The 24923-nt window shown below is 72.9% G+C and carries 28 protein-coding genes and 1 riboswitch; of the genes, 15 read left to right on the forward strand and 13 right to left on the reverse strand.

What is annotated here, in order from left to right; all coding sequences use genetic code 11:
- Positions 1 to 16 precede the first annotated feature (16 nt).
- From ACMCNN_RS22745 to ACMCNN_RS22755, 3 genes are read left to right on the forward strand one after another with little or no spacing between them, the layout of a single operon-like run.
- Positions 17 to 319 carry an ArsR/SmtB family transcription factor gene (locus ACMCNN_RS22745; protein WP_130511222.1) on the forward strand — a complete coding sequence of 101 codons (303 nt, stop codon included), beginning with the start codon at positions 17 to 19 and terminating at the stop codon, positions 317 to 319.
- Positions 316 to 717, forward strand: coding sequence for a Fur family transcriptional regulator (locus ACMCNN_RS22750; RefSeq protein WP_412742539.1), 402 nt, complete (start codon positions 316 to 318; stop codon positions 715 to 717). Before ACMCNN_RS22745 ends, ACMCNN_RS22750 begins: the two co-directional genes overlap by 4 nt.
- A gap of 29 nt (positions 718 to 746) precedes the next feature.
- On the forward strand, positions 747 to 1355 hold the full coding sequence (locus ACMCNN_RS22755) for a hypothetical protein (protein WP_412742540.1): 609 nt from the start codon (positions 747 to 749) through the stop codon (positions 1353 to 1355).
- Here ACMCNN_RS22755 and ACMCNN_RS22760 read toward each other — a convergent pair whose 3' ends face one another.
- Positions 1356 to 1880, reverse strand: coding sequence for a DUF6328 family protein (locus ACMCNN_RS22760; protein ID WP_412742541.1), 525 nt, complete (start codon positions 1878 to 1880; stop codon positions 1356 to 1358).
- A 50-nt stretch (positions 1881 to 1930) separates the two neighbouring features.
- Positions 1931 to 2746, reverse strand: a complete 816-nt coding sequence (locus tag ACMCNN_RS22765) for an alpha/beta fold hydrolase (protein ID WP_412742542.1) — start codon at positions 2744 to 2746, stop codon at positions 1931 to 1933.
- 59 nt (positions 2747 to 2805) lie between these two features.
- Positions 2806 to 2914: riboswitch (TPP riboswitch) on the forward strand.
- Between the two features lie 51 nt (positions 2915 to 2965).
- Here ACMCNN_RS22765 and ACMCNN_RS22770 point away from each other — a divergent pair.
- From ACMCNN_RS22770 to ACMCNN_RS22790, 5 genes are read left to right on the forward strand one after another with little or no spacing between them, the layout of a single operon-like run.
- Positions 2966 to 3550, forward strand: coding sequence for an ECF transporter S component (locus tag ACMCNN_RS22770; RefSeq protein ID WP_412742543.1), 585 nt, complete (start codon positions 2966 to 2968; stop codon positions 3548 to 3550).
- Between the two features lie 3 nt (positions 3551 to 3553).
- Entirely contained in the window at positions 3554 to 5020 is a 1467-nt protein-coding gene (locus ACMCNN_RS22775) for an ABC transporter ATP-binding protein (protein ID WP_412742544.1), read from the forward strand.
- Complete coding sequence (locus ACMCNN_RS22780) at positions 5017 to 5820, forward strand: energy-coupling factor transporter transmembrane component T family protein (RefSeq protein ID WP_412742545.1); 804 nt, start codon at positions 5017 to 5019, stop codon at positions 5818 to 5820. The genes ACMCNN_RS22775 and ACMCNN_RS22780 overlap by 4 nt, the downstream gene beginning before the upstream one ends.
- 34 nt (positions 5821 to 5854) lie before the next feature.
- Positions 5855 to 6151, forward strand: coding sequence for an MTH1187 family thiamine-binding protein (locus ACMCNN_RS22785; protein WP_412742546.1), 297 nt, complete (start codon positions 5855 to 5857; stop codon positions 6149 to 6151).
- Positions 6148 to 6828 carry an HAD family hydrolase gene (locus ACMCNN_RS22790; protein WP_412742547.1) on the forward strand — a complete coding sequence of 227 codons (681 nt, stop codon included), beginning with the start codon at positions 6148 to 6150 and terminating at the stop codon, positions 6826 to 6828. Before ACMCNN_RS22785 ends, ACMCNN_RS22790 begins: the two co-directional genes overlap by 4 nt.
- Before the next feature lie 5 nt (positions 6829 to 6833).
- Here the strand turns inward: ACMCNN_RS22790 and ACMCNN_RS22795 are convergent, their stop codons facing one another.
- Positions 6834 to 8435, reverse strand: a complete 1602-nt coding sequence (locus ACMCNN_RS22795) for a methyl-accepting chemotaxis protein (protein WP_412742548.1) — start codon at positions 8433 to 8435, stop codon at positions 6834 to 6836.
- 172 nt (positions 8436 to 8607) lie between these two features.
- On the opposite strand from ACMCNN_RS22795, the gene ACMCNN_RS22800 reads away from it, so the two are divergent.
- The gene (locus tag ACMCNN_RS22800) at positions 8608 to 9687 is read left to right on the forward strand and encodes a phosphotransferase (protein WP_412742549.1); all 1080 of its coding nucleotides are present in this window, start codon (positions 8608 to 8610) and stop codon (positions 9685 to 9687) included.
- A gap of 31 nt (positions 9688 to 9718) precedes the next feature.
- Here the strand turns inward: ACMCNN_RS22800 and ACMCNN_RS22805 are convergent, their stop codons facing one another.
- On the reverse strand, positions 9719 to 10822 hold the full coding sequence (locus ACMCNN_RS22805; protein WP_412742550.1) for a calcium-binding protein: 1104 nt from the start codon (positions 10820 to 10822) through the stop codon (positions 9719 to 9721).
- Between the two features lie 182 nt (positions 10823 to 11004).
- Between ACMCNN_RS22805 and ACMCNN_RS22810 the strand changes: the two genes are divergently transcribed.
- A complete protein-coding gene (locus tag ACMCNN_RS22810) occupies positions 11005 to 11511 on the forward strand; it encodes an N-acetyltransferase family protein (protein ID WP_412742551.1) in 507 nt (168 codons plus the stop codon).
- 100 nt (positions 11512 to 11611) lie between these two features.
- Here ACMCNN_RS22810 and ACMCNN_RS22815 read toward each other — a convergent pair whose 3' ends face one another.
- Together ACMCNN_RS22815 and recO are read right to left on the reverse strand one after the other, a co-directional pair.
- Positions 11612 to 12391, reverse strand: a complete 780-nt coding sequence (locus ACMCNN_RS22815; RefSeq protein ID WP_412742552.1) for an isoprenyl transferase — start codon at positions 12389 to 12391, stop codon at positions 11612 to 11614.
- The gene (gene recO, locus ACMCNN_RS22820) at positions 12388 to 13164 is read right to left on the reverse strand and encodes a DNA repair protein RecO (RefSeq protein ID WP_412742553.1); all 777 of its coding nucleotides are present in this window, start codon (positions 13162 to 13164) and stop codon (positions 12388 to 12390) included. Before recO ends, ACMCNN_RS22815 begins: the two co-directional genes overlap by 4 nt.
- 138 nt (positions 13165 to 13302) lie before the next feature.
- Between recO and ACMCNN_RS22825 the strand changes: the two genes are divergently transcribed.
- Both ACMCNN_RS22825 and ACMCNN_RS22830 read left to right on the forward strand, forming a co-directional pair.
- Positions 13303 to 14079 (forward strand): DUF4097 family beta strand repeat-containing protein, encoded by a 777-nt coding sequence (locus ACMCNN_RS22825; RefSeq protein WP_412742554.1) that lies wholly within the window; start codon positions 13303 to 13305, stop codon positions 14077 to 14079.
- 90 nt (positions 14080 to 14169) lie between these two features.
- A complete protein-coding gene (locus ACMCNN_RS22830; protein WP_412742555.1) occupies positions 14170 to 14619 on the forward strand; it encodes a hypothetical protein in 450 nt (149 codons plus the stop codon).
- Here the strand turns inward: ACMCNN_RS22830 and era are convergent.
- The 7 genes from era to ACMCNN_RS22865 all read right to left on the reverse strand — a co-directional run bounded on the left by era (position 14616) and on the right by ACMCNN_RS22865 (position 20896).
- Positions 14616 to 15743 (reverse strand): GTPase Era, encoded by a 1128-nt coding sequence (gene era / locus ACMCNN_RS22835; protein WP_412742556.1) that lies wholly within the window; start codon positions 15741 to 15743, stop codon positions 14616 to 14618. The genes ACMCNN_RS22830 and era overlap by 4 nt on opposite strands.
- Positions 15740 to 16108, reverse strand: a complete 369-nt coding sequence (locus ACMCNN_RS22840) for a cytidine deaminase (RefSeq protein ID WP_412742557.1) — start codon at positions 16106 to 16108, stop codon at positions 15740 to 15742. Before ACMCNN_RS22840 ends, era begins: the two co-directional genes overlap by 4 nt.
- Complete coding sequence (locus ACMCNN_RS22845; protein WP_412742558.1) at positions 16101 to 17459, reverse strand: hemolysin family protein; 1359 nt, start codon at positions 17457 to 17459, stop codon at positions 16101 to 16103. Before ACMCNN_RS22845 ends, ACMCNN_RS22840 begins: the two co-directional genes overlap by 8 nt.
- Before the next feature lie 4 nt (positions 17460 to 17463).
- Entirely contained in the window at positions 17464 to 17934 is a 471-nt protein-coding gene (gene ybeY, locus ACMCNN_RS22850; RefSeq protein WP_412739739.1) for an rRNA maturation RNase YbeY, read from the reverse strand.
- 21 nt (positions 17935 to 17955) lie between these two features.
- A complete protein-coding gene (locus tag ACMCNN_RS22855) occupies positions 17956 to 19011 on the reverse strand; it encodes a PhoH family protein (RefSeq protein ID WP_412742559.1) in 1056 nt (351 codons plus the stop codon).
- A 164-nt stretch (positions 19012 to 19175) separates the two neighbouring features.
- Positions 19176 to 20549 carry a serine hydrolase domain-containing protein gene (locus ACMCNN_RS22860; protein WP_412742560.1) on the reverse strand — a complete coding sequence of 458 codons (1374 nt, stop codon included), beginning with the start codon at positions 20547 to 20549 and terminating at the stop codon, positions 19176 to 19178.
- Positions 20546 to 20896 (reverse strand): HIT domain-containing protein, encoded by a 351-nt coding sequence (locus ACMCNN_RS22865; protein WP_412742561.1) that lies wholly within the window; start codon positions 20894 to 20896, stop codon positions 20546 to 20548. Before ACMCNN_RS22865 ends, ACMCNN_RS22860 begins: the two co-directional genes overlap by 4 nt.
- Positions 20897 to 21045: 149 nt before the next feature.
- Here ACMCNN_RS22865 and ACMCNN_RS22870 point away from each other — a divergent pair, with 149 nt between their 5' ends.
- From ACMCNN_RS22870 to ACMCNN_RS22880, 3 genes are read left to right on the forward strand one after another with little or no spacing between them, the layout of a single operon-like run.
- Complete coding sequence (locus tag ACMCNN_RS22870; protein WP_412742562.1) at positions 21046 to 23466, forward strand: beta-glucosidase family protein; 2421 nt, start codon at positions 21046 to 21048, stop codon at positions 23464 to 23466.
- Between the two features lie 49 nt (positions 23467 to 23515).
- Positions 23516 to 24322 carry a class I SAM-dependent methyltransferase gene (locus ACMCNN_RS22875; protein WP_412742563.1) on the forward strand — a complete coding sequence of 269 codons (807 nt, stop codon included), beginning with the start codon at positions 23516 to 23518 and terminating at the stop codon, positions 24320 to 24322.
- Between the two features lie 36 nt (positions 24323 to 24358).
- Positions 24359 to 24919 carry a hypothetical protein gene (locus ACMCNN_RS22880; protein ID WP_412742564.1) on the forward strand — a complete coding sequence of 187 codons (561 nt, stop codon included), beginning with the start codon at positions 24359 to 24361 and terminating at the stop codon, positions 24917 to 24919.
- Positions 24920 to 24923: the final 4 nt, after the last annotated feature.

Consider the following 24923-nt stretch of genomic DNA (forward strand, 5'->3'; position numbering starts at 1 on the left):
CGGTAGCGTGGCTGCGGTGACGACAACGACCGGTTACGAGGCCTACGAGGCGGCCGGGGAGCTGCTGCGGGCGCTCTCCGCGCCGATCCGCGTCGCCATCGTGGCCGAGCTGGGTGCGGGCGAGCGGTGCGTGCACGAGCTGGTGGAGAAGCTGGGCGCGCCGCAGCCGCTGGTCTCGCAGCACCTGCGGGTGTTGCGCGGGGCCGGGGTGGTGCGCGGCGCTCGGCGCGGGCGGGAGATCGCGTACTCGCTTGTGGACGAGCACGTGGCGCACATCGTCGCGGACGCCGTCAGCCACGCGAAGGAAGGCGCGCCGTGACCGGCGAGCAGACCGCGGTGCGCAACACGCGCCAGCGCAGCGCCGTCAGCGCGGTGCTGGCCGCCGCGGAGGGCTTCCACAGCGCCCAGGACCTGCACGCCATGCTGAAGGACCGCGGCGAACGGGTCGGCCTCACCACCGTGTACCGGACGTTGCAGGGGCTGGCCGACGCCGGTGAGATCGACGTGATGCGCCCGCCCGGCGGCGAGCACCTGTACCGGCGGTGCAGCCAGGGCCACCATCACCACCTGGTGTGCCGCTCGTGCGGCCGGGCGGTGGAGGTCGAGGGCCCGGCCGTGGAGGCGTGGGCGGACCGGGTCGCGGGCCAGCACGGCTTCGTCGACGTCTCGCACACGGTCGAGATCTTCGGTACCTGCCCCGAGTGCGCCCGGCCCTAGGCCCGTGGATTCGTGCGACGCTGTCGCGCGTGAAGTGGTATGCCGACCGGCCCGGAGTTGTCGTCCGCCAGATCGTCACCGACCTGCTCGTCGCGGCGTGGGTCTACGCCTGGATCCGCGCCGGGTTCTGGGTGCACTCGACCGTCGAGAAGCTGGGTGTGCCCGGCGCCAAACTGGAGGGTGCGGGCATCAGCATCGCCGACAACCTCGCCGACGTGGGCGGCAAGGTGGGCCGCGTCCCCGTGGTCGGCGACCAGCTCACCCGGCCGTTCAGCGGCGCCGCCGACGCGGCCCGCACGCTGGCCGACGCGGGACGCCAGCAGCAGGAGCTGGTCGGCACGCTGGCCACCGTGCTGGCGTTCGCGGTGGTGGCGTTGCCGCTGGCCCTCGTGCTGCTCGGCTGGCTGCCGCTGCGGCTGCGCTGGATGCGCCGCGCCGGGCTGGCCAGCCGGGTACGCCAGCAGCCCGCCGGGCGCGACCTGCTGGCGTTGCGCGCGCTGGCCGGTCAGCCGCTGGACCGGCTGGTGCGGCTGGGCCCCGACATCGCCCAGTCCTGGCGCGACGGTGACGCCGAGGCCGTGGACGCGCTGGCCGCCCTGGAACTGCGCAGCCTCGGGTTGCGTCCGGCCCGCCGCTGATCAGCCCTCGTCGTCCTCGACGAAGGCCCGGTCGTCGTCGAGGTCGTCGTCGTCGATCCAGCCGTGCCGCACGTACGGCACGACCACCCAGAAGGTGAGGAACCAGGCGCCGACGATCCCGGTCAGGATCCCCGCGACCCAGGTGTTCAGCAGGTAGTCGGTGATCAGCAGCACGCTGCTGACCATCGAGACGAGCATGCACGCCAGGCCGCCGGAGGCGGTGCGGTGCGCGTACCGGACCAGCTCGGGTTTGCGGCCCTGACGGAACAGGGCCCGGTGGAACGCCACCGGCGCGATGAGCAGGGTGGCCGCGAACGCCGCCGAGATCAACGCCACCAGGTACACGACCCGCTGGAACTGGTTCGTGTGCGGGAAGCCGTTGCTGAACGGCAGCGTCAGCAGGAACGCGAACAGGATCTGCACGCCGGTCTGCGCCACCCGCAGCTCCTGCAGCAGGTCGGAGAAGTTGCGGTTCCAGCGCTGCCGCTCGCTCTCGCCCGGCAGCCCGCGTTTCTGGGGCGCCATCGGCTCCTCCCACGCTCAACTACCGCAGACATCCCCGCGCCGGTGGGCGATCAAACGCCCACCCTGGCCAGCACCGCCTCGGCCAGCGTCTCCGGCGCCTCCTCCGGCACCCAGTGGCCGACCTGGCGCAACGCGACCAGCCGGTAGTCGGCCTCGACCCAGTCGCCGGTGGCCAGCGCCGCCGTCCGGCCCAGCACCGGGTCCGCCTCGCCCCACACGTACGTGGTCGGCACGGTGATCTTCCCGACCCCGGCGAGCTGGCCCCGGCTCAGCGCCCGGTACCAGTTCAGGGCGCCGGTCAGCCGGCCCGGCTCGCGCATCGCCTCGGCGTACCCGGCCGCGCGGGCGCCGATCGGCTTGAGCATCGAACGCAGCATCGCGCCGTCGCGGGCCAGCATCAGCCGCTCCGCGAACCCCGCCCGGAACACCCCCATGTACGCGAACCGCAGCCGCTGCCGCAGCTCCCGCTTCAGCGCGATCGCCAGCGCCCGCGGATGCGGCACCGACACCGACGTGTACGTGCGTACCCGCTCCGGATGCCCGGCGGCCAGCAGCCAGCCCACCTGGGCACCCCAGTCGTGGCCCACCACGTGCGCCGACTCGCAGCCCAGCGCGTCCAGCACCGCCACGGCGTCCGCGGCCGCCTCGGGCAGCCGGTACGCGTCCACCCCGGCCGGGCGGGCACCCGCGCTGTAGCCGCGCTGATCCACCGCATACGTACGCAGACCCGCCGCATGCAGTCGCGGCGTGATCAGATCGAACTCGCGGTGGTCCTGCGGGAAGCCGTGCAGCAGCAGCACCGGCTCACCGTCCGGCGGGCCGTCGGCGTACACGTCGAAGCTGAGTCCGCGGGCTGCGACCTCCATGCGTGATCCTCCCTCGATGGCCCCCGCTGCGACCTGGTGTTAGCGTCATCGAAACACATGCAATCCGACAGGGGAGCGCACAGCGCTGAGAGTGCGGGCCGCCCGGCCCGCAGACCCTCGAACCTGATCTGGGTAATGCCAGCGCAGGGAGTTCGGTCTCTCCAGCCGCGCCGACGTGCGCCCTCCTGCCGGTTCGCGATAGAACCCCCGGGAGGCACCATGAAAACCACCAGCGGCTGGCGGACTGTCGACATCGTGATCGCATCGGTGATCGCCGTCACGTTCGGTGTCGTCTTCTGGGCGTGGAACCTGCTGTGGGCCGCCACCGCGGGCGCCTTCGCGTTCTTTCCCCCGGCCCAGGCCCTGCTGTACGGCGTGTGGCTGATGCCCGCCGTGCTCAGCGGCCTGATCATCCGCAAGCCCGGCGCGTCGCTGTTCACCGAGACCCTCGCCGCGATCATCTCGGCGCTGCTCGGCGACCAGTGGGGCGCCATCGTCATCGTGCAGGGGTTCCTGCAGGGCCTCGGCGCGGAGCTGGCGTTCGCGGCGCTGCGGTACCGCTCGTACCGGCTGCCCACGGCGCTGCTGGCCGGTGCGCTGACCGGCGCCAGTGCCGCGCTGTTCGACTTCTTCTACTGGAACGTCGCGTACGAGCTGTGGAACTACCGCATCCCCTACGCGCTGCTGACGATCGTCAGCAGCACCGTGATCGCCGGGCTCGGCGGCTGGCTGCTGGTGCGCGCGCTGGCCCCCACCGGGGTGCTGGACCGCTTCGGCGCGGGCCGCGACCGCGCCCTGGTCTGAACGATGGCGGAGGTCGTCCTGCGCGGGTTCGGGTGGCGCCACGCCGGGCGCCGCGCCCCGGCCGTACGCGGCGTCGACCTGCGCATCGCACACGGCGAGCGGGTGCTCCTGCTCGGCCCGTCCGGGGCGGGCAAGAGCACCCTGCTGGCGGCGCTGGCCGCGCTGCTGCCCGAGGACTCCGGGCAGGCCGCGGGCGAGGTCGAGATCGACGGCCTGGACCCGCGCAAGGCCCGCGAACGCGTCGGCATCGTCTTCCAGGACCCGCAGACCCAGCTCGTCATGGCCCGAAGCGGCGACGACGTCGCGTTCGGGCTGGAGAACCGGGGCGTCCCCGCCGAGGACATCTGGCCACGGGTCGACGCGGCGCTGGCGCGGGTCGGTTTCGCGTACCCGAGGGACCGGCCCACCGCGGCCCTGTCCGGCGGCGAACAGCAACGGCTCGCGCTGGCCGGGGTGCTGGCCCTGCGCCCCGGCCTGCTGCTGCTCGACGAGCCGACCGCCAACCTGGACCCCGCCGGCGCCGCCCGGGTCCGCGACGCGATCACCCGCGCCCTGGACCCGGACACCACCATGATCCTGGTCGAGCATCGGGTGGCCGAAGCGCTGCCCCTCGTCGACCGCGTGGTCGTGCTGGAGCCCGGCGGCGGGATCCGCGCCGACGGGCCGCCCGCGGCGGTCTTCGCCGCGCACGGCGACCGCCTCGCCGAGCAGGGGGTCTGGGTGCCGGGCCATCCGGTCGCCCCGCGCCGGGCCGTAGCCCCACCGGGCGATCCATGGGTACGGGCGAGAGCGGTCGCCGTACCCGGCCGCCTCGCCGCCGTCGACATGACCGCCCGCGCCGGCGAGGTCGTCGCCGTGACCGGCCCGAACGGCGCCGGGAAGAGCACCCTCGCGTTGCTGCTGGGTGGGCTGCTGGCGCCGGGATCGGGGACGGTCGAGGCGTTCGGCGACCCGCGGCCCCCGCACCGGTGGCGGGCCGCCGCGCTGACCCAGCGGATCGGGTCGGTGTTCCAGCAGCCGGAGCACCAGTTCGTGACGTCCCGGGTCCGCGACGAGCTGGCGCTGGGCCCGCGCCGCCTCGGTCGCCCGGCCGCCGAGGTGGCGGCCACGGTGGACGAGCTGCTGGACCGGCTGCGGTTGACCCGGCTGGCCGAGGCGAACCCGCACACCCTCTCCGGCGGTGAGGCGCGCCGCCTCAGCGTGGCGACCGCCCTGGCCACCGCACCGCGGCTGCTGGTGCTGGACGAGCCCACGTTCGGGCAGGACCGGCGCACCTGGATCGAGCTGGTGGAGCTGCTCGCCCGGCTGCGCGACGCCGGGCACGGGATCGTGGCGGTCACCCACGACGACGCGTTCGTGGCCGCCCTCGCCGACCGGGTGCACGCGCTGGCGCCGCCGCCTCGTGACTCCGCCTCCACGGCTCCCGCCCGGGACCGCCGATCCACGAACGCGCGCCGGGGCCCCGCGTGAGCCTCACCCTCGCCCCGATCGCCGACCCGGCCGCGCCGCTGGCCCGCCGCAACCCGGTCGCCAAACTCGGCGCCGCCCTGCTGTTCTCCCTGCCGTTGTTCCTCACCCTGGACCCGCTGACCCCGGCCCTGGCGCTCCTGGTGGAGCTGGCGACCGTGCCGCTGTTCGGGATGCGGTACCCGGTGCTGGCCCGCCGGGCCTGGCCGCTGGCGCTCGCGGGCGGCGGGGTGCTGGTGACGATGGTGCTGTTCGCCGCCGAGCGGGCCGGGACGCCGCTGTTCGCGGTCGGGCGGTGGCAGGTCACCACGGGCGTGCTGGGCACCGCGCTCGCGCTGGTGCTGCGCATCTTCGCGGTGGCACTGCCCGGGGTCATCGTGTTCGCCACCACCGACCCGACGGACCTCGCGGACGCACTGGTGCAGAACGCGAAGGCGCCGCCCCGCTTCGCGATCGGCGCGCTCGCCACGTTCCGGCTGCTGCCGCTGCTGGGCGCCGAATGGCAGATGCTCACCCTGGCCCGGCGGGCGCGCGGCGTCGACGCGGGCCGCAACCCGGTCGCCCGGCTGCGGCTGTTCGCCGCGACGACGTTCGCGCTGCTGGTGGGCGCGATCCGGCGCGGGACCCGGCTGGCCGTGGCGATGGACGCGCGCGGCTTCGACTCCGGCGTGCCCCGCACGTACGCGCGGCGGCAGGTCTTCCGCGCCGCCGACGCGGCGCTGCTGGCCGGCGCGGGCGTGCTGGCCGGGGCCATCCTGGCGGTCAGCGTGGCGACCGGGATGTTCCGCCCGATCATCGGCTGAGGGTTCGTCGCTCACGGGCTGCAATGATGGCGGCATGCTTGTCGCGTTCTCCGTCACCCCGCTCGGCGCGGGCGATGCCGTGGGCGACCTGGTCGCCGAGGCCGTCCGCGTGGTCCGCGCCTCCGGCCTGCCCAACCGCACCGACGCCATGTTCACCACGATCGAGGGCGAGTGGGACGAGGTGATGGCCGTCGTCAAGCAGGCAGTCGACGCGGTCGCCGCGCACGCCCCCCGGGTCAGCGTCACCCTCAAGGCCGACGTGCGCCCCGGCGTCACCGGCGCACTGGACGCGAAGGTCGAGCACATCGAACGGCGGCTGGCGCAGCCGTGACCCGGCTGGTCATGTGGGACATCGACCGCACGCTGCTGGTCAGCGGCAAGGCCGCGCACCAGGCGTACGCGACCGCGTTCACGGCGGTCACCGGCGTCGCGTGGCGCGCCATGGCGGTCACCGCCGGACGCACCGACCGCGACATCTCCGCCGAGATCTTCGCGGCGCACGGCATCGCCGACTGCGAGCCGCACCTGGACGGCTTCTTCACGCGCTACGCCGATGAGGTGCACGCCGCCCGGCACCTCATCGCCGAGCAGGGCCACCTGCTGCCCGGCGTACGGGACGTGCTGCAGGCGCTGGCCGGGCGTCCCGGCGTCGTGCAGACCGTGGTCACCGGCAACATCCCCGCCGTCGCCGCCGCGAAGGTCGGCGCGTTCGACCTGGCCCGGGCGTTCGACATGGACATCGGCGGGTACGGCGCCGACGACGTCGCCCGCGCCCCGCTGGTGCGGCGCTGCCTCGAACGCACCCACGCGAAGTACGGCGGACCGGTGCACCCGGTCGTCATCGGCGACACGACGTTCGACGTGGCGGCGGCGCTGGCCTGCGGCGCCGTCGCCGTGGGCGTGGCCACCGGTGCCACGAGCGCGGCGGAACTGGCCCGGGCCGGGGCGCACGCCGTACTGGATGATCTGTCTGATGTGGACGCCGCGGTCGCGGTCATCGCCGGCTGACGCCGTCAGACGCGGAACAGGCTGATCGCGGTCGTCAGCTCCGTGCTCATCCGGGCGAGCTCCGACGCGGCGCGTTCGCTCTGGCTGGCGCCGGCCGCGGTCGACGTGGCGGCGGCGGCCACCCCGGCGATGTTGTCGGCGATGGCGGTGCTGCCGTCGGCCGCGGCGGTGACGTTGCGGGTCATGTCGTCGGTGGTGGCTGTCTGCTCCTCCACCGCGGTCGCGATGACGGTCTGGTAGTCGTTGACGCGGCTGATGATCGAGGTGATCTGCTCGATCGCCGCGACCGCGTCCGTGGTGTCGGTCTGGATGGCCAGCACCCGCGCGGAGATGTCCTCGGTGGCCTTGGCCGTCTCCTGAGCCAGGTCCTTGACCTCACCGGCGACGACCGCGAAGCCCTTGCCGAGTTCACCGGCGCGCGCGGCCTCGATCGTCGCGTTGAGCGCGAGCAGGTTGGTCTGCTCGGCGATCATGTTGATGGTCTTGACGACCTCGCCCACCTCCTGCGACGAGACACCGAGGCGGGTGACCGTGGACATGGTCGCCTCGGCGACCGTCACCGCCTCCGACGCCACGCCGACGGCGTGGTTCGCGTTCTCGGCGATCTCGCGGATCGACGCCACCATCTGCTCGCTGCTGACCGCCAGCGTCTGCACGTTGCCGGAGATCCGGCCCGCGCCGTCGGACACCAGCCCGGCCTGGGCGCTGGTCTCCTCCGCGTTCGAGGAGATCTGGGTCGCGGTCGCGGACAGCTGCACCGATGCGGTGGACATCGCCTCGGCGCCACCGGCCACCTGCCGTACCAGCCGCCGCAACGCGCCGACGGTCTGGTCCACCGCCCGGCTGAGCTGGCCGAGCTCGTCGGTGCGGGCCAGCTCGGCCCGTACGGTCAGGTCACCGTCGGTGACCTGCTGCAGCACCGTGGTGACCTTCCGGAGAGGCCGGGTGACGGACCGGGTCGCCGCGGTCGCGAGGACCACCGCCAGCACCAGGACGCCCAGGGTCACCCCGAGCCGCAACATCTGGTTGGTCCGCAGGTCGGCGGCGGCCTCGGCGGTCATCGCCGCGGCGCGGGCCTGGACCGACGCCAGGACCTTGTCGGTACTCGCCACCACGTCGCCGGACGCCTGCTTCACCTGGCCCTTGGTGATGCTGTCCATGCCGGTGGTACGCACCGTCGGCGACTCGTCCGAGCGCAGCTGCGCGGTGAGCGCGTCGATCCTGGTGAACAGCGCGATCCAGGCGGCCTTCGAGTCCTTCCAGGACGTCTGCTCGGCGGGGGTCAGCGCGTCGGCGGGTACGGCGTCGACCGCGGCGAGGATCGCCTTGCGGTCCGGCGCCGCGGTGGTGTCGGCGACCGCCGCAGCATTGCCGTACGCGCCGGCGCCGCCGAGAAGCATGGCCTCATGGGTCGCCACGTCGGCGGCGAACAGGCGGACCCGCTGGACCTGGTCCGCGGCCGCCGTGAGCCGACCGATCCGGGCCTGCGCCGCGGTCTGCTGCTGCGACCCCCGCAGACCGGCGAAGAGCGCCACCGCGATGAAGACGCCGAGGATGGCGAAAGCGCCGCCGAGCCGAACACCGACAGTGATCTTCATGCTTCTCATCGCGGGGTCCTCATCGTTGAGTGGTCTCTGCCACCGAGATCGGCGAACACGCACCGGGATCCGTGCCGAAGGGGCTATGAAACAGACCACGGGTGCGCGGGAAACGCGGCCGGGTCGGGAGTCTCACATCTGCCCGCGGAGGCTCAGGTCCCGGACCTTGTAGGGTGCAGCGATGCCGGCGGGACTGGACGAGCTGCGGGCGCTGCTGCCCGCGGCGCGGGTGGAGGTTCTCGGCGAGCTCGGCGGCAGTACGCGATCGTCTGTGCATCGGGTACGGGCGGACTCCCGTACGGTGATCGTCAAGGAGTTCACGAACTCTCCCGACGGATGGGTACGCGAGTGCGCGGCGCTGTCCGTCCTGCCCCCGGATGCGCCGACGCCACGGCTGATCGCCGCGGGAGCCGCTCCGCCGACGGTGGTGATGTCGGACGTGGGATCCGGGCCGAGCGTGGCGGATGCGCTGCTCGGGGACGATCCGGCGAGAGCCGCCGACGCCGTGGTCGCGTGGGCCCGCTCGATGGCGTCGTTGCATCGCGTCACCACCGGCTCCCGACCGGCCTTCCGCAACGCGCTGGCCGCCTACGCCGGGGACCGCACGGTCGAGGAGTCGACGGTCTCCACCGGCCTGGACGCCGCGGCCCGGACCATCGACCAGCACGGCACGGAGCTCGGGATCGACGTGGCGGCGGCCGCACTGCGGGAGTTGCGTGGGCTGTCGACCCGCCTGGGTTCCGCCGGGCCGGCCGCGCTGACCCCGGCGGACGCCTGCCCGGACAACAACGTGTTCCGGGACGACACCTTGATCCTCATCGACTTCGAGGGCGCGCAGTGGCGTCACCTCGCGTGGGACATCGCGTACCTGAGCGTGCCGTGGCCGTCCTGCTGGTGCTCGTGGCGGCTGCCCGAGGAGATCAGCGAGCGGGCGATCGACGCCTATCGGGCCGCGCTGGCCCTGCCGTACGCCGATTCACCGCTGTTCCGGGCGGATGTCGCCGCCGCCGCGGTCGGATGGGCGTTCGTGTCGGCGTCCTGGTTCCTGCCCGCAGCGCTGCGCGACGACCCACCGCTGACCGGGTCGGCCAGGCCGGGGCCGACCCGCCGCGCGATGATCCTGCACCGGCTCGGCCTGGCGCGGTCGAGCGCCGAGTTTCCGGCACTCGCGGAGCTGGCCGGACGCCTGCGGGACGCGCTGGCCGACCGGTGGGGTGCGGAACCGCTCGGGTACGCCCCGGCCTTCGTCCAGCATCGCTGAGGCGGCGGTTCCTGCCGTCACCACGGACCGGTCAGCGGGTGACCCTCTCACAACCGACGACGACGTCGCTGGGAGTGGGCCGGCAGGTGTCGCCGTTGTCGGTGTTGGGGCCGGCGTCGAGCAGATCCTTGACGTCGTCGGTGTTGAAGTCATGGCCGTCCAGCCAGTCGTTGCCGGTGCCGCCGTACAGCTTGTCGGTACCGACGTCGCCGAGCAGGATGTCGTTGCCCCCGTACCCGACGATCACATCGTTGCCCTCGCCGCCGCCGAGCAGTTCGTCGCGGGCGGTGCCGTAGATGTGGTCGTTGCCGGACCCGCCGTACAGGCTCTCGAAGTCGGCGGCGATGGAGTCGTGCTCACCCTTGGCACCGTCGTCGCCGACGGCCCCGTCAGCGTCGATGGTGACATCGCGGCTGTACGCGTAGATCAACACGTCGTCGCCCACGCCACCCGAGAACAGGTCGGCGTCGTCGTAGATCTGCTCCTTGTACGGCTCGAACGCCAGGACCTCATCGTTGCCCGCGTCGCCGTAGAACTTGTCGTTCCCCGGGTCGACGAAGAAAGAGTCGTCGCCGTTGCCCCCGTGGACGACGTCGTTGCCGAATCCGTCCTCGAACCTGTCGTTGCCGTCGCCGCCGTAGAGGTGGTCGTTGTCGTAACTGCCGTCGATCCTGTCATTGCCGCCGAGACCCCGGATGGTGTCCCTGCCGCGGTCACCACGCAGGATGTCGCCGCGCGGCCCGCCGGTGACCTTGTCGTTGCCCGTGCCGCCGTCCGCGGTCATGGGCAGGTCGGTGTCGTTGACGATCGAGTCGTTGCGGTCGTACGTATAGACGCGCACCCGGGTCGGCGCCTTCGCGGGCGTGCAACGCACCCTGGTCCGGTCTCCCGTGACCGCCTTGCAGCCCTTGCCGGGGTGGATGGCGACCGTGTCGTCGATGGTGACCGTGCGACCGGAGCGGGTCACGACGACCTTGTTCTGCTTGCCCTTGGCGGCCTTGTACTGCACCTTCGTCGACTCGACGACGGAGGCCACGCCGGTCGTAGCGGCCTGCGCCGGCGCGGCGAGCACACCGACGCCCAGGGTGGCGACGGCGCAGAGACCGACGCGGCTCAGCCAGGCAGAACGGAACATCGTGATCCTCCCGTGGTCCGGGCGACGATCGACAGCCGCACGGCCCGGAGATCGTATGGGGCGCCCGGCCCGGTACACGAGGACCGATCGTCCAGGTTTGCAGGTCCGCTCGTGACCGACCGAGCGGGGACACCGGGCGAAACCGGGTCGCCGGGCCGTCACGCCGCCGATACCGTGCGTGGGTGCACGTACGCGAATTCGACGAGTCCGACTGGCCGCAGGTCTGGGGAATCATCCGTGAGGTCGTCGAGGCCGGTGACACCTTCACCTACGACCCCGCGATGACCGAGGCGCAGGCGCGCCCGCTGTGGGTAGAGGCGCCCCCGGGCCGGACGGTCGTCGCGGCCGAGGGCGACCGCATCCTCGGCACGGCGAAGATGGGCGCGAACCGCCCTGGCCCCGGTGCGCACGTCTCGACCGCGAGCTTCATGGTGGCGGCGGATGCCCGTGGTGAGGGCGTCGGGACCGCTCTGTTCGGGTACGCCGTGGAATGGGCCAGAGGCGAGGGGTACGCCGGGATGCAGTTCAACGCCGTGGTCGACACGAACCGCACCGCCGTCGAGCTGTACCTGCGCAACGGCTTCCAGATCATCGGTACGGTCCCCGGCGCCTTCGCCCACCCGACCCTGGGCCGGGTCGGCCTGCACGTGATGTACCTGGAATTCTGGCCGCTACCGATGCAGGAGTGATGCCGCGTCGAGGCGGAACGGGAACGGCCGGTCAGCGCTCAGCACCTCGGTGCCCCGGGCCGGCGTCGCCCGGGTTTCTGACGCGAACCTCGTGCGGACGTCAGCTCGGGGCGACCGGGTTGGGGACGGCCCCGCCGAAGCGGCGGTCGCGCTGCGCGTACAGCTGGCAGGCGTACCAGAGGTGGCGGCGGTCGAAATCCGGCCAGAGCGTGTCGAGGAAGACCAGCTCCGCGTACGCGGTCTGCCAGAGCAGGAAGTTGCTCGTCCGCTGCTCCCCCGACGGGCGCAGGAACAGGTCCACGTCGGGGACCTCGGGGTGGTACAGGTACTTCGCGATGGTCTTCTCGCTGATCTTGTCGGGCTTCAGGCGCCCGGCGGCCACGTCGCGGGCGATGGCCGCGGTGGCGTCGGCGATCTCGGCCTGGCCGCCGTAGTTCACGCAGAACTGCAACGTCAGCGTCGTGTTGTGCCGCGACATCTGCTCGGCGGTCTGCAGCTCGGAGATGACGCTCTTCCACAGCCGGCCCGCCCGCCCGGACCAGACCACCCGCACCCCCAGCTCGACCAGCTGGTCGCGGCGGCGGCGGATGACGTCGCGGTTGAAGCCCATGAGGAAGCGCACCTCGTCCGGCGAGCGTTTCCAGTTCTCCGTCGAGAACGCGTACGCCGACAGGTACGGGATACCCAGCTCGATCGCGCCCTCGATCGTGTCGAACAGCGAATACTCCCCCTGCTCGTGGCCCTTGGTACGGGACAGGCCGCGCTCCTTTGCCCACCGGCCGTTGCCGTCCATCACGATCGCGATGTGCTTCGGCAGGGCGTCGCGCGGCAGGTCGGGCGGGGTCGCGCCGGAGGGGTGTGGGGTGGGCGGACGCGTCACGACATGCTCTCCCGTCGGTCGACGAGCGGCAGGGAACGCATCGCGCGTTCCATGTGCCACTGCAGGTGGGCCGCCACGAGGCCGCTGCACTCGCGGCGCACGGGCGGCTCGGCGGCGTCGGCGACGTCCCAGTCGCCGGTGGTCAGGGCCAGCATGAGCCCCAGGGTGGCCGGCGCGGGATGCGCCGAGCCGGGCGGCCGGCAGTCCGGGCAGACCGAACCCCCGGCCGGTACGGAGAACGCCCCGTGCCGCCCCGGCGTACCGCAGACCGCGCACTCGGCCAGCGCGGGCGCCCAGCCCGCCAGCGACATGCCGCGCAGCAGATACGCGTCGAGGACCAGGCTGCCGTCGTGCTCACCGACCGCGAGCGCCTTGAACGCACCGAGGGTGAGCTGGAACAGCCGCAGCGCGGGCTCCCGCTCGACCGGGGTGAGGCGTTCGGCGGTCTCGGCGATCGCGCTGGCCGCCGTGTAGCGCGGGTAGTCGCCGAGGAACCGCTTGCCGAACAGCGTCACGGCCTCCACCTGGCTCACCGAGTGCAGCGCGCTGCCCACGCCCTCGGGCGAGCCCGCGAGCTGCAGATCCACGTGCCCGAACGGCTCCAGCCGGGCACCGAACCGCGACGTCGTGCGGCGCACCCCGCGGGCCACCGCGCGCAGCCGTCCGTGCCGGCGGGTCAGCAACGTGATGATCCGGTCGCTTTCCCCCAGTTTCTGCACGCGCAGCACCACCGCGTCGTCGCGGTAGAGCTGTCGGCGGTATCCGGCGGGCACCCGGCCATTCTGCCCCGCCGGTACGACGCTGCCCCCGCGGGTACGACAAACCCCGAGCCACATCTCAGGGTCGAATCCGGGTCGGCTGGGTGGGAGAACCGATGGCCCGGCCGCCCGCCGCGTCCTACCGTCGGCACCATGAATCCCACCCTGATCCGGCGCGCGGGCGCATTCACCATGGTCTTCGCGGCGGCGGCCGCGCTGGCGGGCTGCGGTGGGATCGGCGCACAGCTCACGTACCACGACGTCGAGAAGGTGAAGGTCACCGAGATCCGGCTGACCGGCGCCAGCGGCGACGTCACCGTGCGCACCTCCGCCATCGGCGAGACACGGATCACCCGGACCGTACGCAGCGGCACCGATCCCGCCAGCGGCTACACCCTGGACGGCACAGTGCTCACCCTGGACACCAACTGCGGCCACGACTGCACGGTGTCCTACGACGTGGAGGCACCGGCCGGGGTCGCGGTCCGCGGCGAGATGCGCTCCGGCGACGTCACCCTCACCGGCGTCGGCGCCACGGACGTCACGCTCAACTCGGGCGACATCGCGGTCCACGACGCGACTGCCGACCTCACCGCGACCACCACCTCGGGCAACGTCACGGTCCAGGGCGGCAAGGGCGCGGCGACGCTGCACGCGACCTCCGGCGACGTGCAGGTCGACCGTGCCGGTGGGCCCGTTCAGGCCAAGTCCACCAGCGGCGACGTGACCGTCGAGCTGGCCGTACCCGCGTCGGTGACCGCCGAGGCCACCAGCGGCGACGTCCTGGTGCGCGTGCCGACGGCCACCTATCACGTACGGGTGAAGGACCGCTCCGGCGACGCCCGGGTGGAGATCCCCGACGACCCGAAGTCGGCGAACGTCATCGACGTCCGGGTCAACAGCGGCGACGCCACCGTGCAGACCACGTAGGCCCCCGCGAACCTCAAACTCCATTCAGGGTTACGTCCATCTTCGCTCCATCCGGCCTCCAGAACCCACCGCGCCGAATACCATGCCGGGGTGCTCACAGCGAGACGAACCAGCGTGTGGCGCAGGCGATACGCCGTGCAGGCCGACGGCCGCGAGATTGCCGTCTGGGACGGCGGGTCCTGGCACAGTGGCGGATTCACCCTCGACGGCCAGCGGTATCAGATGCGCGGCAACCTGTGGGGCACCCAGTACACGCTGACGAGCGCCGACGGCACTCCGCTCGCCGTCGCGGACGGAGTGAGTCGCAAGCACTGGACGGTCGAGGCCGCCGGACAGGTCTACCGGTTCCAGCGAAAGTCCCTGTGGAGCTCCGACCAGGAGCTGCTGGGCGAGCACGGCCCGGTGGGTTCGGTCCGGCGGACCAGCATGTGGCGCTCCGATGTCACCGCCGACTTGCCGGGTCTGCCCCCGCCCGTCGCAGTCTTCGTCGTCGGTGTCGTCATCACCATGCTGAACGCCGAGGCCGGCTCCGGGACCTAGAAGCCGAGCCTGCGCAGCTGCTTCGGGTCGCGCTGCCACTCCTTGGCCACCCGCACGTGCAGGTCCAGATACACCTTCGTGCCGAGCAGCGCCTCGATCTGCGCCCTCGCCCGGGTGCCCACGTCCTTGAGCCGGGCGCCCCGCGCGCCGATCACGATGGACTTCTGGCTGTCGCGTTCCACGTACACGTCGGCGTACACCTTGGTGAGGTTGCCCTCGACGAGCATCTCCTGGACCAGCACGGCGATCGAGTGGGGCAGCTCGTCGCGCACCCCCTCCAGCGCCGCCTCGCGCACCATCTCGGCGACGAGGACCTGCTCCGGCTCCTCCGTCAGCACGTCGTCCGGGTAGAGCTGCGGTGACTCCGGCAGGTGCCGGACCAGCACCTCGACCAGCGTGTCCACCTGATGACCGGACACCGCGCTGACCGGCACGATCTCCGCGAAGTCGTACAGCTCGCTCACGGCGATCAGGCGCTGGGCCAGCGTCGCCGGGTCGACCAGATCCACCTTCGTGACCACGGCGATCACGGTGGCCTTCAGCTCCGCGATCTCCGCCGAGATGAACCGGTCCCCGGCACCGACCGGCTCGTCCGCGGGAAAGCACACCCCGATGACGTCGACCTCGCTCCACGTGTCGCGGACCAGGTCGTTGAGGCGCTGACCGAGCAGCGTACGCGGGCGGTGCAGGCCCGGAGTGTCCACGAGGACGAGCTGCCCGTCCGGGCGGTGCAGCACGCCCCGGATGATGTGCCGGGTCGTCTGCGGCTTGTTCGAGGTGATCGCGATCTTCTGCCCGATGATCGCGTTGGTCAGCGTGGACTTGCCCGCGTTGGGCCGCCCCACGAAGCACGCGAATCCGGCCCGATAGGCGTCGTCGCCGGCCGCTGCGGGCGCCGCAGCCGCCCGGTGCCGGTGACTGCCGGGAGCACCGGAGTCCCGAACGCGCCCGGTGTCCCGGCCACGCCCGCCCTGGGATCGGCGCTCCGCGCCGGATCCGCCCCGCCCGGCCGTCGGCTGGGAGCCGGCTCCGCCACGCCGTTGCCCGGACTGCGCTCCGGCCTGGCCGCCCGCGCGCCGGCCGCCGGATCTGCGGCCGCCGGACGGCTGCGGTGCCTCGCTCATTCGGTGACCGTGCCCAGCAGCGTGCCGTCGGGCGAGGCCACATGGATCGGGGCGTCCACGGCCAGGTCTCGGACGGCGGCATGCCCGGCGCCGTCCAGGGTCGACGCCTCGGTCACCACCGCGGCGGCCTCCAGCTTCGAGGCACCAGCGGCGGCCGCGGACGCGACAGCGAGCTGCAGGGCCGTGACGGACAGGCTGGGCAGCGCGACGCTGGCCGCCGCGTACGTCCGGCCGTCCTGGTCGCGTACGGCGGCGCCCTCGACGGCCCCGATGCGGGCGCGGGCGCTGCGGGCGAGCGTGACGAGCTTGGCGTCCTCGGCGCTCAGCTCCGCGTCAGCGGCGGGGGCGATGGTCGGCTCAGGCATCGGCGTGCAGTCTCTCCTCGGATTCCGGACTGGATTCGGGGGGCCCGGCGGGCGCGGGCACCCGGCGGACGAGCACCGAGTCGATGCGGTTGCGCCGCCCCGTGGTGCCCTCGGCGATCAGGTGCAGCCCACCCACGTCCACGGTGGCACCCGGGATCGGGACCCGGCCCAGCGTCTGGGCGAGCAGGCCACCGACCGTCTCGACCTCGTCGGCGGGCAGCTCGACCCCGAACAGCTCGCCCAGGTCCTCGATCGGCAGCCGGGCGGTGACCCGCACCGCGCCGTCGTCCAGGTGATCCACGGGCGGGCGCTCGACGTCGTACTCGTCGGTGATCTCACCGACGATCTCCTCCAGGATGTCCTCGATCGTGACCAGCCCGGCCGTCCCGCCGTACTCGTCGACCACGATGACCAGGTGCGTGCGGGCGGCCTGCATCTCCGACAGCAGGTCGTCGACCGGCTTGGACTCGGGCACGAACGTGGCTTCCCGCATCACCTCGGCCACCGGCTCGGCACCGGCCGCCGGGTCGCCGCTCTGGGTGCGCCGCACCACGTCCTTCAGATACAGCACGCCGAGCACGTCGTCGACGCTGTCGCCGATCACCGGGATCCGGGAGAAGCCGGAACGCAGGAACAGCACCAGCGCCTGCTGCAGGGTCTTCGGCGCCTCGATCCACACCATCTCCGTACGCGGCACCATCACCTCGCGGGCGATCGTGTCACCGAGCGCGAACACCGAGTGGATCATCTGGCGTTCGCCGTGCTCCACCACCCCGCGCTGCTCGGCCAGGTCGACCAGCTCCCGCAGCTCCACCTGACTGCCGAACGGCCCCTCCGGGAAGCCCTTGCCCGGCGTCACCGCGTTACCGATCAGGATCAGCAGCGAGGCCAGCGGGTTCAGCACCCGGCCCAGGCCGCGGACCAGCGGGCCGGCGGCCCGGCCGATCGCGTACGCGTGCTGGCGCCCGATGGTGCGCGGGGCCACCCCGACCACCACGAAGCTGACCACGGTCATCGCGCCCGCCGTGACCAGCGCCGCCCGCCACCCCGCCCCGTACGTGTCGACGGCGACCAGCGCGACCAGCGTCGTCGCGGTCAGCTCGCAGAGCAGCCGCAGCAGGAGCAGCAGGTTGACGTGGCGCACCACGTCGCTGGCGACCGCGGCCAGCGCCGCGGCACCGCGCTGACCCTCACGGGCCATCTCGGCGGCGCGTGCCGGCGAGACCGTGGTGAGCGCGGCGTCGGTCATCGAGGCCAGGCCGGCCAGCAGCACCAGTACGAGCGCGGAGATGAGCAGTTGCACGTCCGGCAGACCGGCCGTGGCGTCCGCGGCGAACAGCGGCGTGTCCACGGCGTCAGCCGGCCCGCCGCCCGGCGTGCCAGCTCTGCAGGAGCCGGTTCTGCAACGCGAACATCTCGCGCTCCTCCTCCGGCTCGGCGTGGTCGTAACCCAGCAGGTGCAGCGCGCCGTGGACCGTCAGCAGGTGCAGCTCGTCGGCCGCGGTGTGCCCCGCCGCGACCGCCTGTTTCGCGGCCACCTCGGGGGCCAGCACGATGTCGCCGAGCAACGCCGGCTCCCCCGTGCCCGCTTCACCGGGCCCGTGGTCGACGCTGCCCTCGTCCATCGGGAAGGCCAGCACGTCGGTGGGGCCCTCGCTGCCCATCCAGCGGTGGTTCAGCTCCGCCATGTAGTCGATGTCGACGAGCAGGATCGACAGCTCGGCGAGCGGGTTGACCCCCATCTCGTCGAGCGCGTGCCGGGCCACCGCGAGGATCGCGTCGGTGTCGACCTCGACTCCCGACTCGTTGGCGATCTCGATGGACATCAGGTGCGGTTACCCCCGTGATCAGCGCCGCCGCCCGGAACGGCCACCGCTGGCGGCGCGTCCGGGCACGGCATGGACGGATTGCGTGGACTTCTGTTCGGCGTCGTAGCGCGCGTACGCGTCGACGATCTCGGACACCAGCCGGTGCCGGACGACGTCGTTGCTGCCCAGCTCCGAGAAGTGGACGTCTTCGACGCCGTCGAGGATCTCCCGGACGACCTGCAGGCCGCTGACCGTGCTGTTGGGCAGGTCGACCTGGGTGACGTCGCCGGTCACCACGATCTTGGAGCTGAAGCCGAGCCGGGTGAGGAACATCTTCATCTGCTCGGGCGTGGTGTTCTGCGCCTCGTCCAGAATGATGAACGCGTCGTTCAAAGTCCTACCCCGCATATAGGCCAGGGGGGCGACCTCGATGGTGCCCGCCTGCATGAGGCGCGGGATGGAGTCGGGCTCCAGCATGTCGTGGAGCGCGTCGTACAGCGGCCGCAGGTAGGGGTCGATCTTCTCGTTGAGGGTGCCGGGCAGGAAGCCCAGCCGCTCCCCCGCCTCGACCGCGGGCCGGGTCAGGATGATCCGGTTGACCTGCTTGGCCTGCAACGACTGCACGGCCTTGGCCATCGCCAGGTACGTCTTGCCGGTGCCCGCAGGCCCGATGCCGAAGACGATGGTGTTGGCGTCGATGGCGTCGACGTACCGCTTCTGGCCGAAGGTCTTGGGGCGGATGGTGCGCCCGCGCCGCGAGAGGATGTTGAGGGTGAGGACGTCGGCGGGACGTTCGGAGATGTTCTGCGCGAGCATCGCGGCGGTCCGGCGCACCGCGTCGACCGTCAGCGTTTCACCCTTCTCGATCAGCTCGATGAGCTCGGAGAAGAGGCGCTCCGCAGTGGCGTTGTCGGCCGGGGAGCCGGTCACGGTGATCTCGTTGCCGCGGACGTGGACGTCGCTGACGACCGTCCGCTCGATCAGCTTGAGGATCTCGTCCTTCGGGCCCAGCAGATTCACCATGATCTTCGGGTCGGAGACCTCGATCCGGGTCTGCACCCGAGCGGCGGCGCTGCTGTGTTCGGTGCCGGTCATATGGGGCGGCCGTACGGCCTACGCCACCTGCTTTCGTTCTCGTCGCCACCGCTGGTCGAGGGCGCTGGTCGACGGCGCCTCCGGTGGTCGTGCCATCGTATCCGCTCGGCCCGTCCGTCGCCGATCCCATTCTTCGCGGGTCGCCGCCCCGCCGGGCCGGGCGCTCAGCCCTCGCTGGGCGAACGCCCGTCGAAGGTCTCCAGGCCGCGGGTGAACCGGTACGTCGCCCAGTGCATCCGCACCACGGTGCCCTGTTCGTCCCGGGTCAGCCGCAACAGTTCGCCGACCTCCCGACCGGAGATCGTGCGCAGAACATCCGGGTTGTCCGGCAATGGGCGGAACACCGCGGGTGGCGACCCGGCGGGGGCGTCCGCGGCGCGCGCCTGCAGGGTGCCGTCATGCCAGCTGAAGATCTGCTGGAAACCCTCGCCCCACCACGGGCCGAGCACGGAACGGTACGCCGCGGGCGCCGGCTCGCCCGGGCTCCAGGGCCGGATCTCGGCGGGATCCGCCTCGACCGCGATCGCCAGCAGCTCGTGCACGAGGTCGAACATGGCGGCACCGGTCCCGGAGGACGCCAGCACGGCCGCGCCGAGCGCGCCGGGGTTCCCCTCGCCGCCCCGGCGGCCGTACACGCTGGCCAGGAAGCCCGGCATCGCACCGTCGTGGCCGACGTGCACGACCCGCTTGCCCTGCGGCAGGAGGATCAGGCCGAGGCCGAACCCGACCGCCCACTGGGCCTCGTCGGTGGTGGTGTGCGGCCAGCGCATCTCCTCGACGGTGGCCGGGGCGAGGACCGCGCCGCCGGGGTCGACGGTCTCGGGGCTGGTCAGGAACGCCGCCCAGCGGGCCATGTCGGTGGCGGTGCTCCACAGCTGCGCGGCCGGGCTCACCCCGCCCATGTCGAGCCGCGGCTCGGGCCGGGCCGCGTCGGAGTACGCGTCGACGAGGTAGCCGACCGCCGCCTCGGCGGTCGGCGCCACCGTGGTCGCGGTGAGCCCCAGCGGGGCGAGGATGCGTTCGGTGAGCACCGACTCCCAGGTGCCGCCGCGCAGCCGGGCGACGACCTGGCCGAGCACGGCGAGCCCGAGATTGGAGTAGTGGAACCGGCGCCCGGTGGGCAGCACCCGCTCGGCCCGCTCCAGCCCGGCCACCAGGGCGGCCGCGTCGGGCGCGATCAGGGTGTCCCAGACGTCGCCGTACGGCTCGCGCTGGTAGCCGGCGGTGTGCGAGAGCAGCCGCCGGATCGTCGCGTCGCCGTGTGCCGGGACGTCGAGGTGGGCGGAGACCGGGTCGTCGAGATCCAGCAGCCCGTCGTCGCGGGCCTGCATGACCAGCACAGCGGTGAACGTCTTGGTGACCGAGCCGATCCGGAACCGGCTGGCGCCGTCCAGCGGGTGGGCCGGGTTGCCGCTGGTACCGACGGTGAGGCTCCACGGGTCGCGGTCGGCGCGGTGCAGGGCGACGGACAGCGCGGGGATCCGGCCGTCGGCCTGGACCTTGCGGACGGCGCGCTCGAAGCGTTCGGTGGCGCTCACCGGGACACCATCGGGCCGAGCGGGGCGCCGCCGAGCACGTGGGCGTGCACGTGCGCGACCTCCTGGCCGGCGTGCGGCCCGTTGTTGAAGATCAGCCGGAAGCCGTCCGTACGCAGTCCTTCGGCCTCGGCGACGGCCGCTGCCGCGGCCAGCACGTCGGCGGTGACGCCCGGGTCGGCGAGGGCCAGCGCCGCGATGTCGGGGTGGTGGTCCTTGGGGATCACCAGCACGTGTACGGGGGCCTTGGGTCCGATGTCGCGGAAGGCCAGCGTGGTGTCGGTCTCGTGCACGACCGTCGCGGGGATCTCGCCCGCGACGATGCGGCAGAACAGGCAGTCGGTGTCCACGCAAGGATCCTAGGGTCTAGGTACGGGGGAAGTTCGGCTACAGCCTGCCGGTCGGCGCTTGGTGTTCGGCACACGGGCCGGCCCGCGCGCCACGCGAGGTGTCCGCGTCGCTGACTAGAGTGGACCGAGACGACCAAGGGAGCGCTCTCATGGCCCAGTACGACGAGGTGATCGAGCCCCTGCTCGCCCAGCTGGACCTGTCCGAGAAGGTCACCCTGCTGACCGGCGCGGATTTCTGGTCGGTGCCCGGTCTGCCCCGCATCGGCCTCGGCTCCCTGGTCATGTCGGACGGTCCGGTCGGCGTCCGGGGCACCGGCTGGGCGCCCGACGACCCGTCGATAACCCTGCCCAGCCCCACCGCGCTCGCCGCGACGTGGGATCCGGACCTGGCCCGCACGGCCGGGCTGGTGCTGGGTCAGGAGTCGCGGCGCAAGGGCGTGCACCTGCTGCTCGGCCCGACCGTCAACCTGCAACGCACCCCGCTGGGCGGCCGCCACTTCGAGTGCTACTCGGAGGATCCGCTGCTCAGCGGCGAGATCGGGGCTGGACTGGTGGCCGGGGTTCAGGCGCACGGGGTCGGCACCACGGTCAAGCATCTGGTGGGCAACGACTTCGAGACCGACCGGATGACCGTGGACGTGCGCATCGACGAGCGGGCGCTGCGCGAGCTGTATCTGGCGCCGTTCGAGCGGGCCGTCGCGGCCGGATCGTGGGGCGTGATGAGCGCCTACAACGCGGTCAACGGCCTGCCCATGGCCAGCAACGGGCCCCTGCAGAGCGATCTACTGAAACGGGAGTGGGGTTTCGACGGGGTGGTGGTCTCCGACTGGCGGGCCGCCCGGTCCACGGTCGACGCCGCGCTGGGCGGCCTCGACGTCGCGATGCCCGCGATGGAGAACCCGTGGGGCGAGCGGCTGGTCGAGGCGGTCCGCGCCGGGCACGTGCCCGAGGACGTCGTCGACGACAAGGTACGGCGGGTGCTGCGCCTCGCCGCCCGCGTCGGCCTCCTCGACGGGGTCCCCCCGGCCGTACCCGCCCCACCGGCGGAGCTGGACGGCGACACGGTCGCCCACGAGGTCGCGACGCGCTCGTTCGTGCTGGCCCGCAACGAGAACTTCACCCTGCCCCTGGAACCTGCCGCGCTGACCCGGGTCGCCGTGATCGGTGCCCTCGCCCTGGACGCCCGGGTGCTCGGTGGCGGCAGCGCCCAGGTGACGCCGCCGCACGTGGTGTCGCCGCTGGAGGGGCTGGGCCGGGCACTGTCCGGAGTGGACGTCGCGTACGCGGTCGGCGCGGACCCGCGCCCGTTCCTGCCCGCCGCGCGGGGGACCGAGTGGGGTGAGGGGTTCACGGTGACCCTGACCGGCGCGCGGGCGCACGCGTTCACGCTGCCCAGCGCCGCGCTGCGGTGGATCGGTGACCTGCCCGGCGGGTTGACCCCGGACGACGTCACCGCGATCGAGCTGCGCGCCATCTTCACCCCGGGCGACGACGGCGAGCACACGTTCGCCGTCTCCGGCTTCGGCACGTTCGAGCTGTCCGTCGGCGGGGACTCCCGATTCGCCGGGACGCTGCACCCGGCCGGGGCCGGGCGCGCCGAGCTGCTGCTGTCGCCGCGCGAGCACCGGGTCGGGGTGCGGCTGGCGGCGGGCGTGCCGGTCGAGGTGGTGTTGCGGCAGCGCATCGCGGCCGGGCTGGCGCACACGGTCGCCACGACGCTCGGGCACCGGCCGCCGGGCCCGGACGCCGACGGCATGATCGCCGAAGCGGTGAAGATCGCGGCGGAGTCGGATGTGGCCGTGGTCGTGGTCGGCACCACAGAACAGGTCGAGTCGGAGGGCTTCGACCGTCCGTCACTGGCGCTGCCCGGCCGGCAGGACGAGCTGGTCGCGCAGGTCGCGGCGGCCAATCCGCGTACGGTCGTGGTGGTCAACGCGGGCTCGCCGGTGCTGCTGCCGTGGGCCGACGACGTGGCCGCCGTGCTGCTGACCTGGTTCCCCGGGCAGGCGGCGGGCGCCGCCCTGGCCGACGTGCTGCTCGGCGTCGCCGAGCCCGGCGGGCGGCTGCCGACGACCTGGCCGCGCCGCGCCCGGGACTGCCCCGTCCTGGACATCGACACCACCGGCGGGGTGGTCGGGTACGACGAGGGCGTGTTCGTCGGCTACCGGGGCTGGCTGCGCGCGGGCCGTCCGCCGCGCTACGCGTTCGGGCACGGCCTCGGCTACACCACCTGGGTGTACGAGTCCCTGGAGGTGGGCCCGGACGAGGCCGTGGTGACCGTGCTCAACGCCGGCGCCCGGTACGGCCGGGAGGTCGTCCAGATTTACGCGGGGCCCACCGAACCCGACCCGCAGCGACCCCGCTGCTGGCTGGCCGGGTTCGCCTCGGTGGCCGCGCATCCGGGCGAGCGGGTCACCGTGCACATCCCGCTGCCGGAGCGCACCTGGCAGATCTGGGACTCGGGCTGGCGCACCGTTTTCGGCGACTACGACGTCACGGCCGCGCACGCACTGGACGATCCGCGGCTGACCGCCACCCTTACGCTCGTACCGGCGGCGTCCGGGGCCTGAACGCGACGCCGCTGCGACGACCGGCAACGCGAGCGAGGGGAGGCACCGGATGACGGTGCAGCGGGAACGCAGGGGCGTCTTCGGCGAGGTGGCGGACACGTACGAACGGTTGCGGCCGGGCTATCCGGAGCAACTCGTCACCGACGTGCTGGCCGACGCGGGCGACGGCCCGGCCCTGGAGGTGGGCGCGGGCACCGGCAAGGCGACGACGGCGTTCGCGGCGCACGGGATCGCACTGACCTGTGTGGAGCCGGACGCCCGGATGGCGGCCATCCTGCGCGACCGGATGGCGGACCGGCCCACGGTGTCGGTGATCGCCAGCACCTTCGAGGACTGGCGACCCGACCGCGGGTACGGCCTGCTGTACAGCGCGCAGGCGTGGCATTGGGTGGACCCGGAGCGGCGCCTGGACCTGGCACACGCCGCGCTCGCGCCGGGCGGGCTGCTGGCGCTGTTCTGGAACGGCTTCCTGCTGGCGGACAACGACCTGCACGCCGAACTGGCCGAGGTGGACCGTCGCTACTGGCCCGAGGGCCGGGACGACCAGCACACGTCGCACAAGTGGCGGGTCGATGACCATCCCGTGGAGATCGAAGACTTCATGGTGGAGTGGGAGTCGCTGGCGCTGCACGACGACCCGCGCTTCACCGATCTGCGCAGTCGCCACTACCGGTGGGGCGCGGAGTACGACTCCGGTACGTACGCCCAGTTCCTGACGACGACCTCGATCTACCGCATGCTGTCGGAGTCCGACCGCGACGCGGCGCTGACCGCGGTGGTCGACGTGATCGACGCCCGCGGGGGCACGATCGAGTTCGTCATGGACACCTCGTTGGCCACCGCCCGCCGCGTGTAGCCCACCCCGGGACCCGGCCCGCCCTACCCTGGACGGGTGCTGTTCCGCGAGGACGCGCTGGAGCGCATCCGTTCGGGCCGGGTGTCGGTGGTGTTCCGGCGCTGGCGTACCGCCCGGGTACGGGCGGGCACCCGGCTGCGCACGATGATCGGCCTGATCGAGGTGCGCGCGGTCACCCGGGTGCCCGACGTGCTGCCGCAGGACACCGCGCCCGCCGGATACGCCGACCTGGCCGCGCTGCGCGCCGACATTCCGGGCGACCCGGCGAAGCCGCTGTACCGCATCGAGGTGGGGTACGCCGGTGCCGACCCGCGGATCGCGTTGCGCGAGGACGTGTCGGGACTGGCCGCCGTGGCGACGGCCGTGGAGCGGATGGACCGCAGCGCCCGCCGCGGCCCGTGGACCCGTACCGTGCTGGGGCTGGTCGCGGCCCGCCCGGCCACCCGCGCCGCGGACCTGTACGCCGAGGCGGGATATCCGGACCTGGCGTCGTTCAAGCGCGACGTGCGCCGCCTCAAGGAGCTGGGGCTGACCGAGAGCCTGGAGATCGGCTACCGCCTGTCCCCGCGCGGCCGGGCGCTACTGGACGGCAGCTGAACGG

This window comes from Krasilnikovia sp. MM14-A1004 (assembly GCF_047159485.1).
Taxonomy (GTDB): Bacteria; Actinomycetota; Actinomycetes; order Mycobacteriales; family Micromonosporaceae; genus Actinoplanes.

Excerpts from the sequence above, each read along its gene's own strand:
- ACMCNN_RS22760 (WP_412742541.1), bottom strand. The coding sequence starts at position 1,880 with ATGGCGCCCCAGAAACGCGGGCTGCCGGGCGAGAGCGAGCGGCAGCGC.
- ACMCNN_RS22765 (WP_412742542.1), bottom strand. The coding sequence starts at position 2,746 with ATGGAGGTCGCAGCCCGCGGACTCAGCTTCGACGTGTACGCCGACGGC.
- ACMCNN_RS22770 (WP_412742543.1), top strand. The coding sequence starts at position 2,966 with ATGAAAACCACCAGCGGCTGGCGGACTGTCGACATCGTGATCGCATCG.
- ACMCNN_RS22775 (WP_412742544.1), top strand. The coding sequence starts at position 3,554 with ATGGCGGAGGTCGTCCTGCGCGGGTTCGGGTGGCGCCACGCCGGGCGC.
- ACMCNN_RS22785 (WP_412742546.1), top strand. The coding sequence starts at position 5,855 with ATGCTTGTCGCGTTCTCCGTCACCCCGCTCGGCGCGGGCGATGCCGTG.
- ACMCNN_RS22795 (WP_412742548.1), bottom strand. The coding sequence starts at position 8,435 with ATGAGAAGCATGAAGATCACTGTCGGTGTTCGGCTCGGCGGCGCTTTC.
- ACMCNN_RS22800 (WP_412742549.1), top strand. The coding sequence starts at position 8,608 with ATGCCGGCGGGACTGGACGAGCTGCGGGCGCTGCTGCCCGCGGCGCGG.
- ACMCNN_RS22805 (WP_412742550.1), bottom strand. The coding sequence starts at position 10,822 with ATGTTCCGTTCTGCCTGGCTGAGCCGCGTCGGTCTCTGCGCCGTCGCC.
- ACMCNN_RS22825 (WP_412742554.1), top strand. The coding sequence starts at position 13,303 with ATGAATCCCACCCTGATCCGGCGCGCGGGCGCATTCACCATGGTCTTC.
- era (WP_412742556.1), bottom strand. The coding sequence starts at position 15,743 with ATGAGCGAGGCACCGCAGCCGTCCGGCGGCCGCAGATCCGGCGGCCGG.
- ACMCNN_RS22840 (WP_412742557.1), bottom strand. The coding sequence starts at position 16,108 with ATGCCTGAGCCGACCATCGCCCCCGCCGCTGACGCGGAGCTGAGCGCC.
- ybeY (WP_412739739.1), bottom strand. The coding sequence starts at position 17,934 with ATGTCCATCGAGATCGCCAACGAGTCGGGAGTCGAGGTCGACACCGAC.
- ACMCNN_RS22855 (WP_412742559.1), bottom strand. The coding sequence starts at position 19,011 with ATGACCGGCACCGAACACAGCAGCGCCGCCGCTCGGGTGCAGACCCGG.
- ACMCNN_RS22870 (WP_412742562.1), top strand. The coding sequence starts at position 21,046 with ATGGCCCAGTACGACGAGGTGATCGAGCCCCTGCTCGCCCAGCTGGAC.
- ACMCNN_RS22875 (WP_412742563.1), top strand. The coding sequence starts at position 23,516 with ATGACGGTGCAGCGGGAACGCAGGGGCGTCTTCGGCGAGGTGGCGGAC.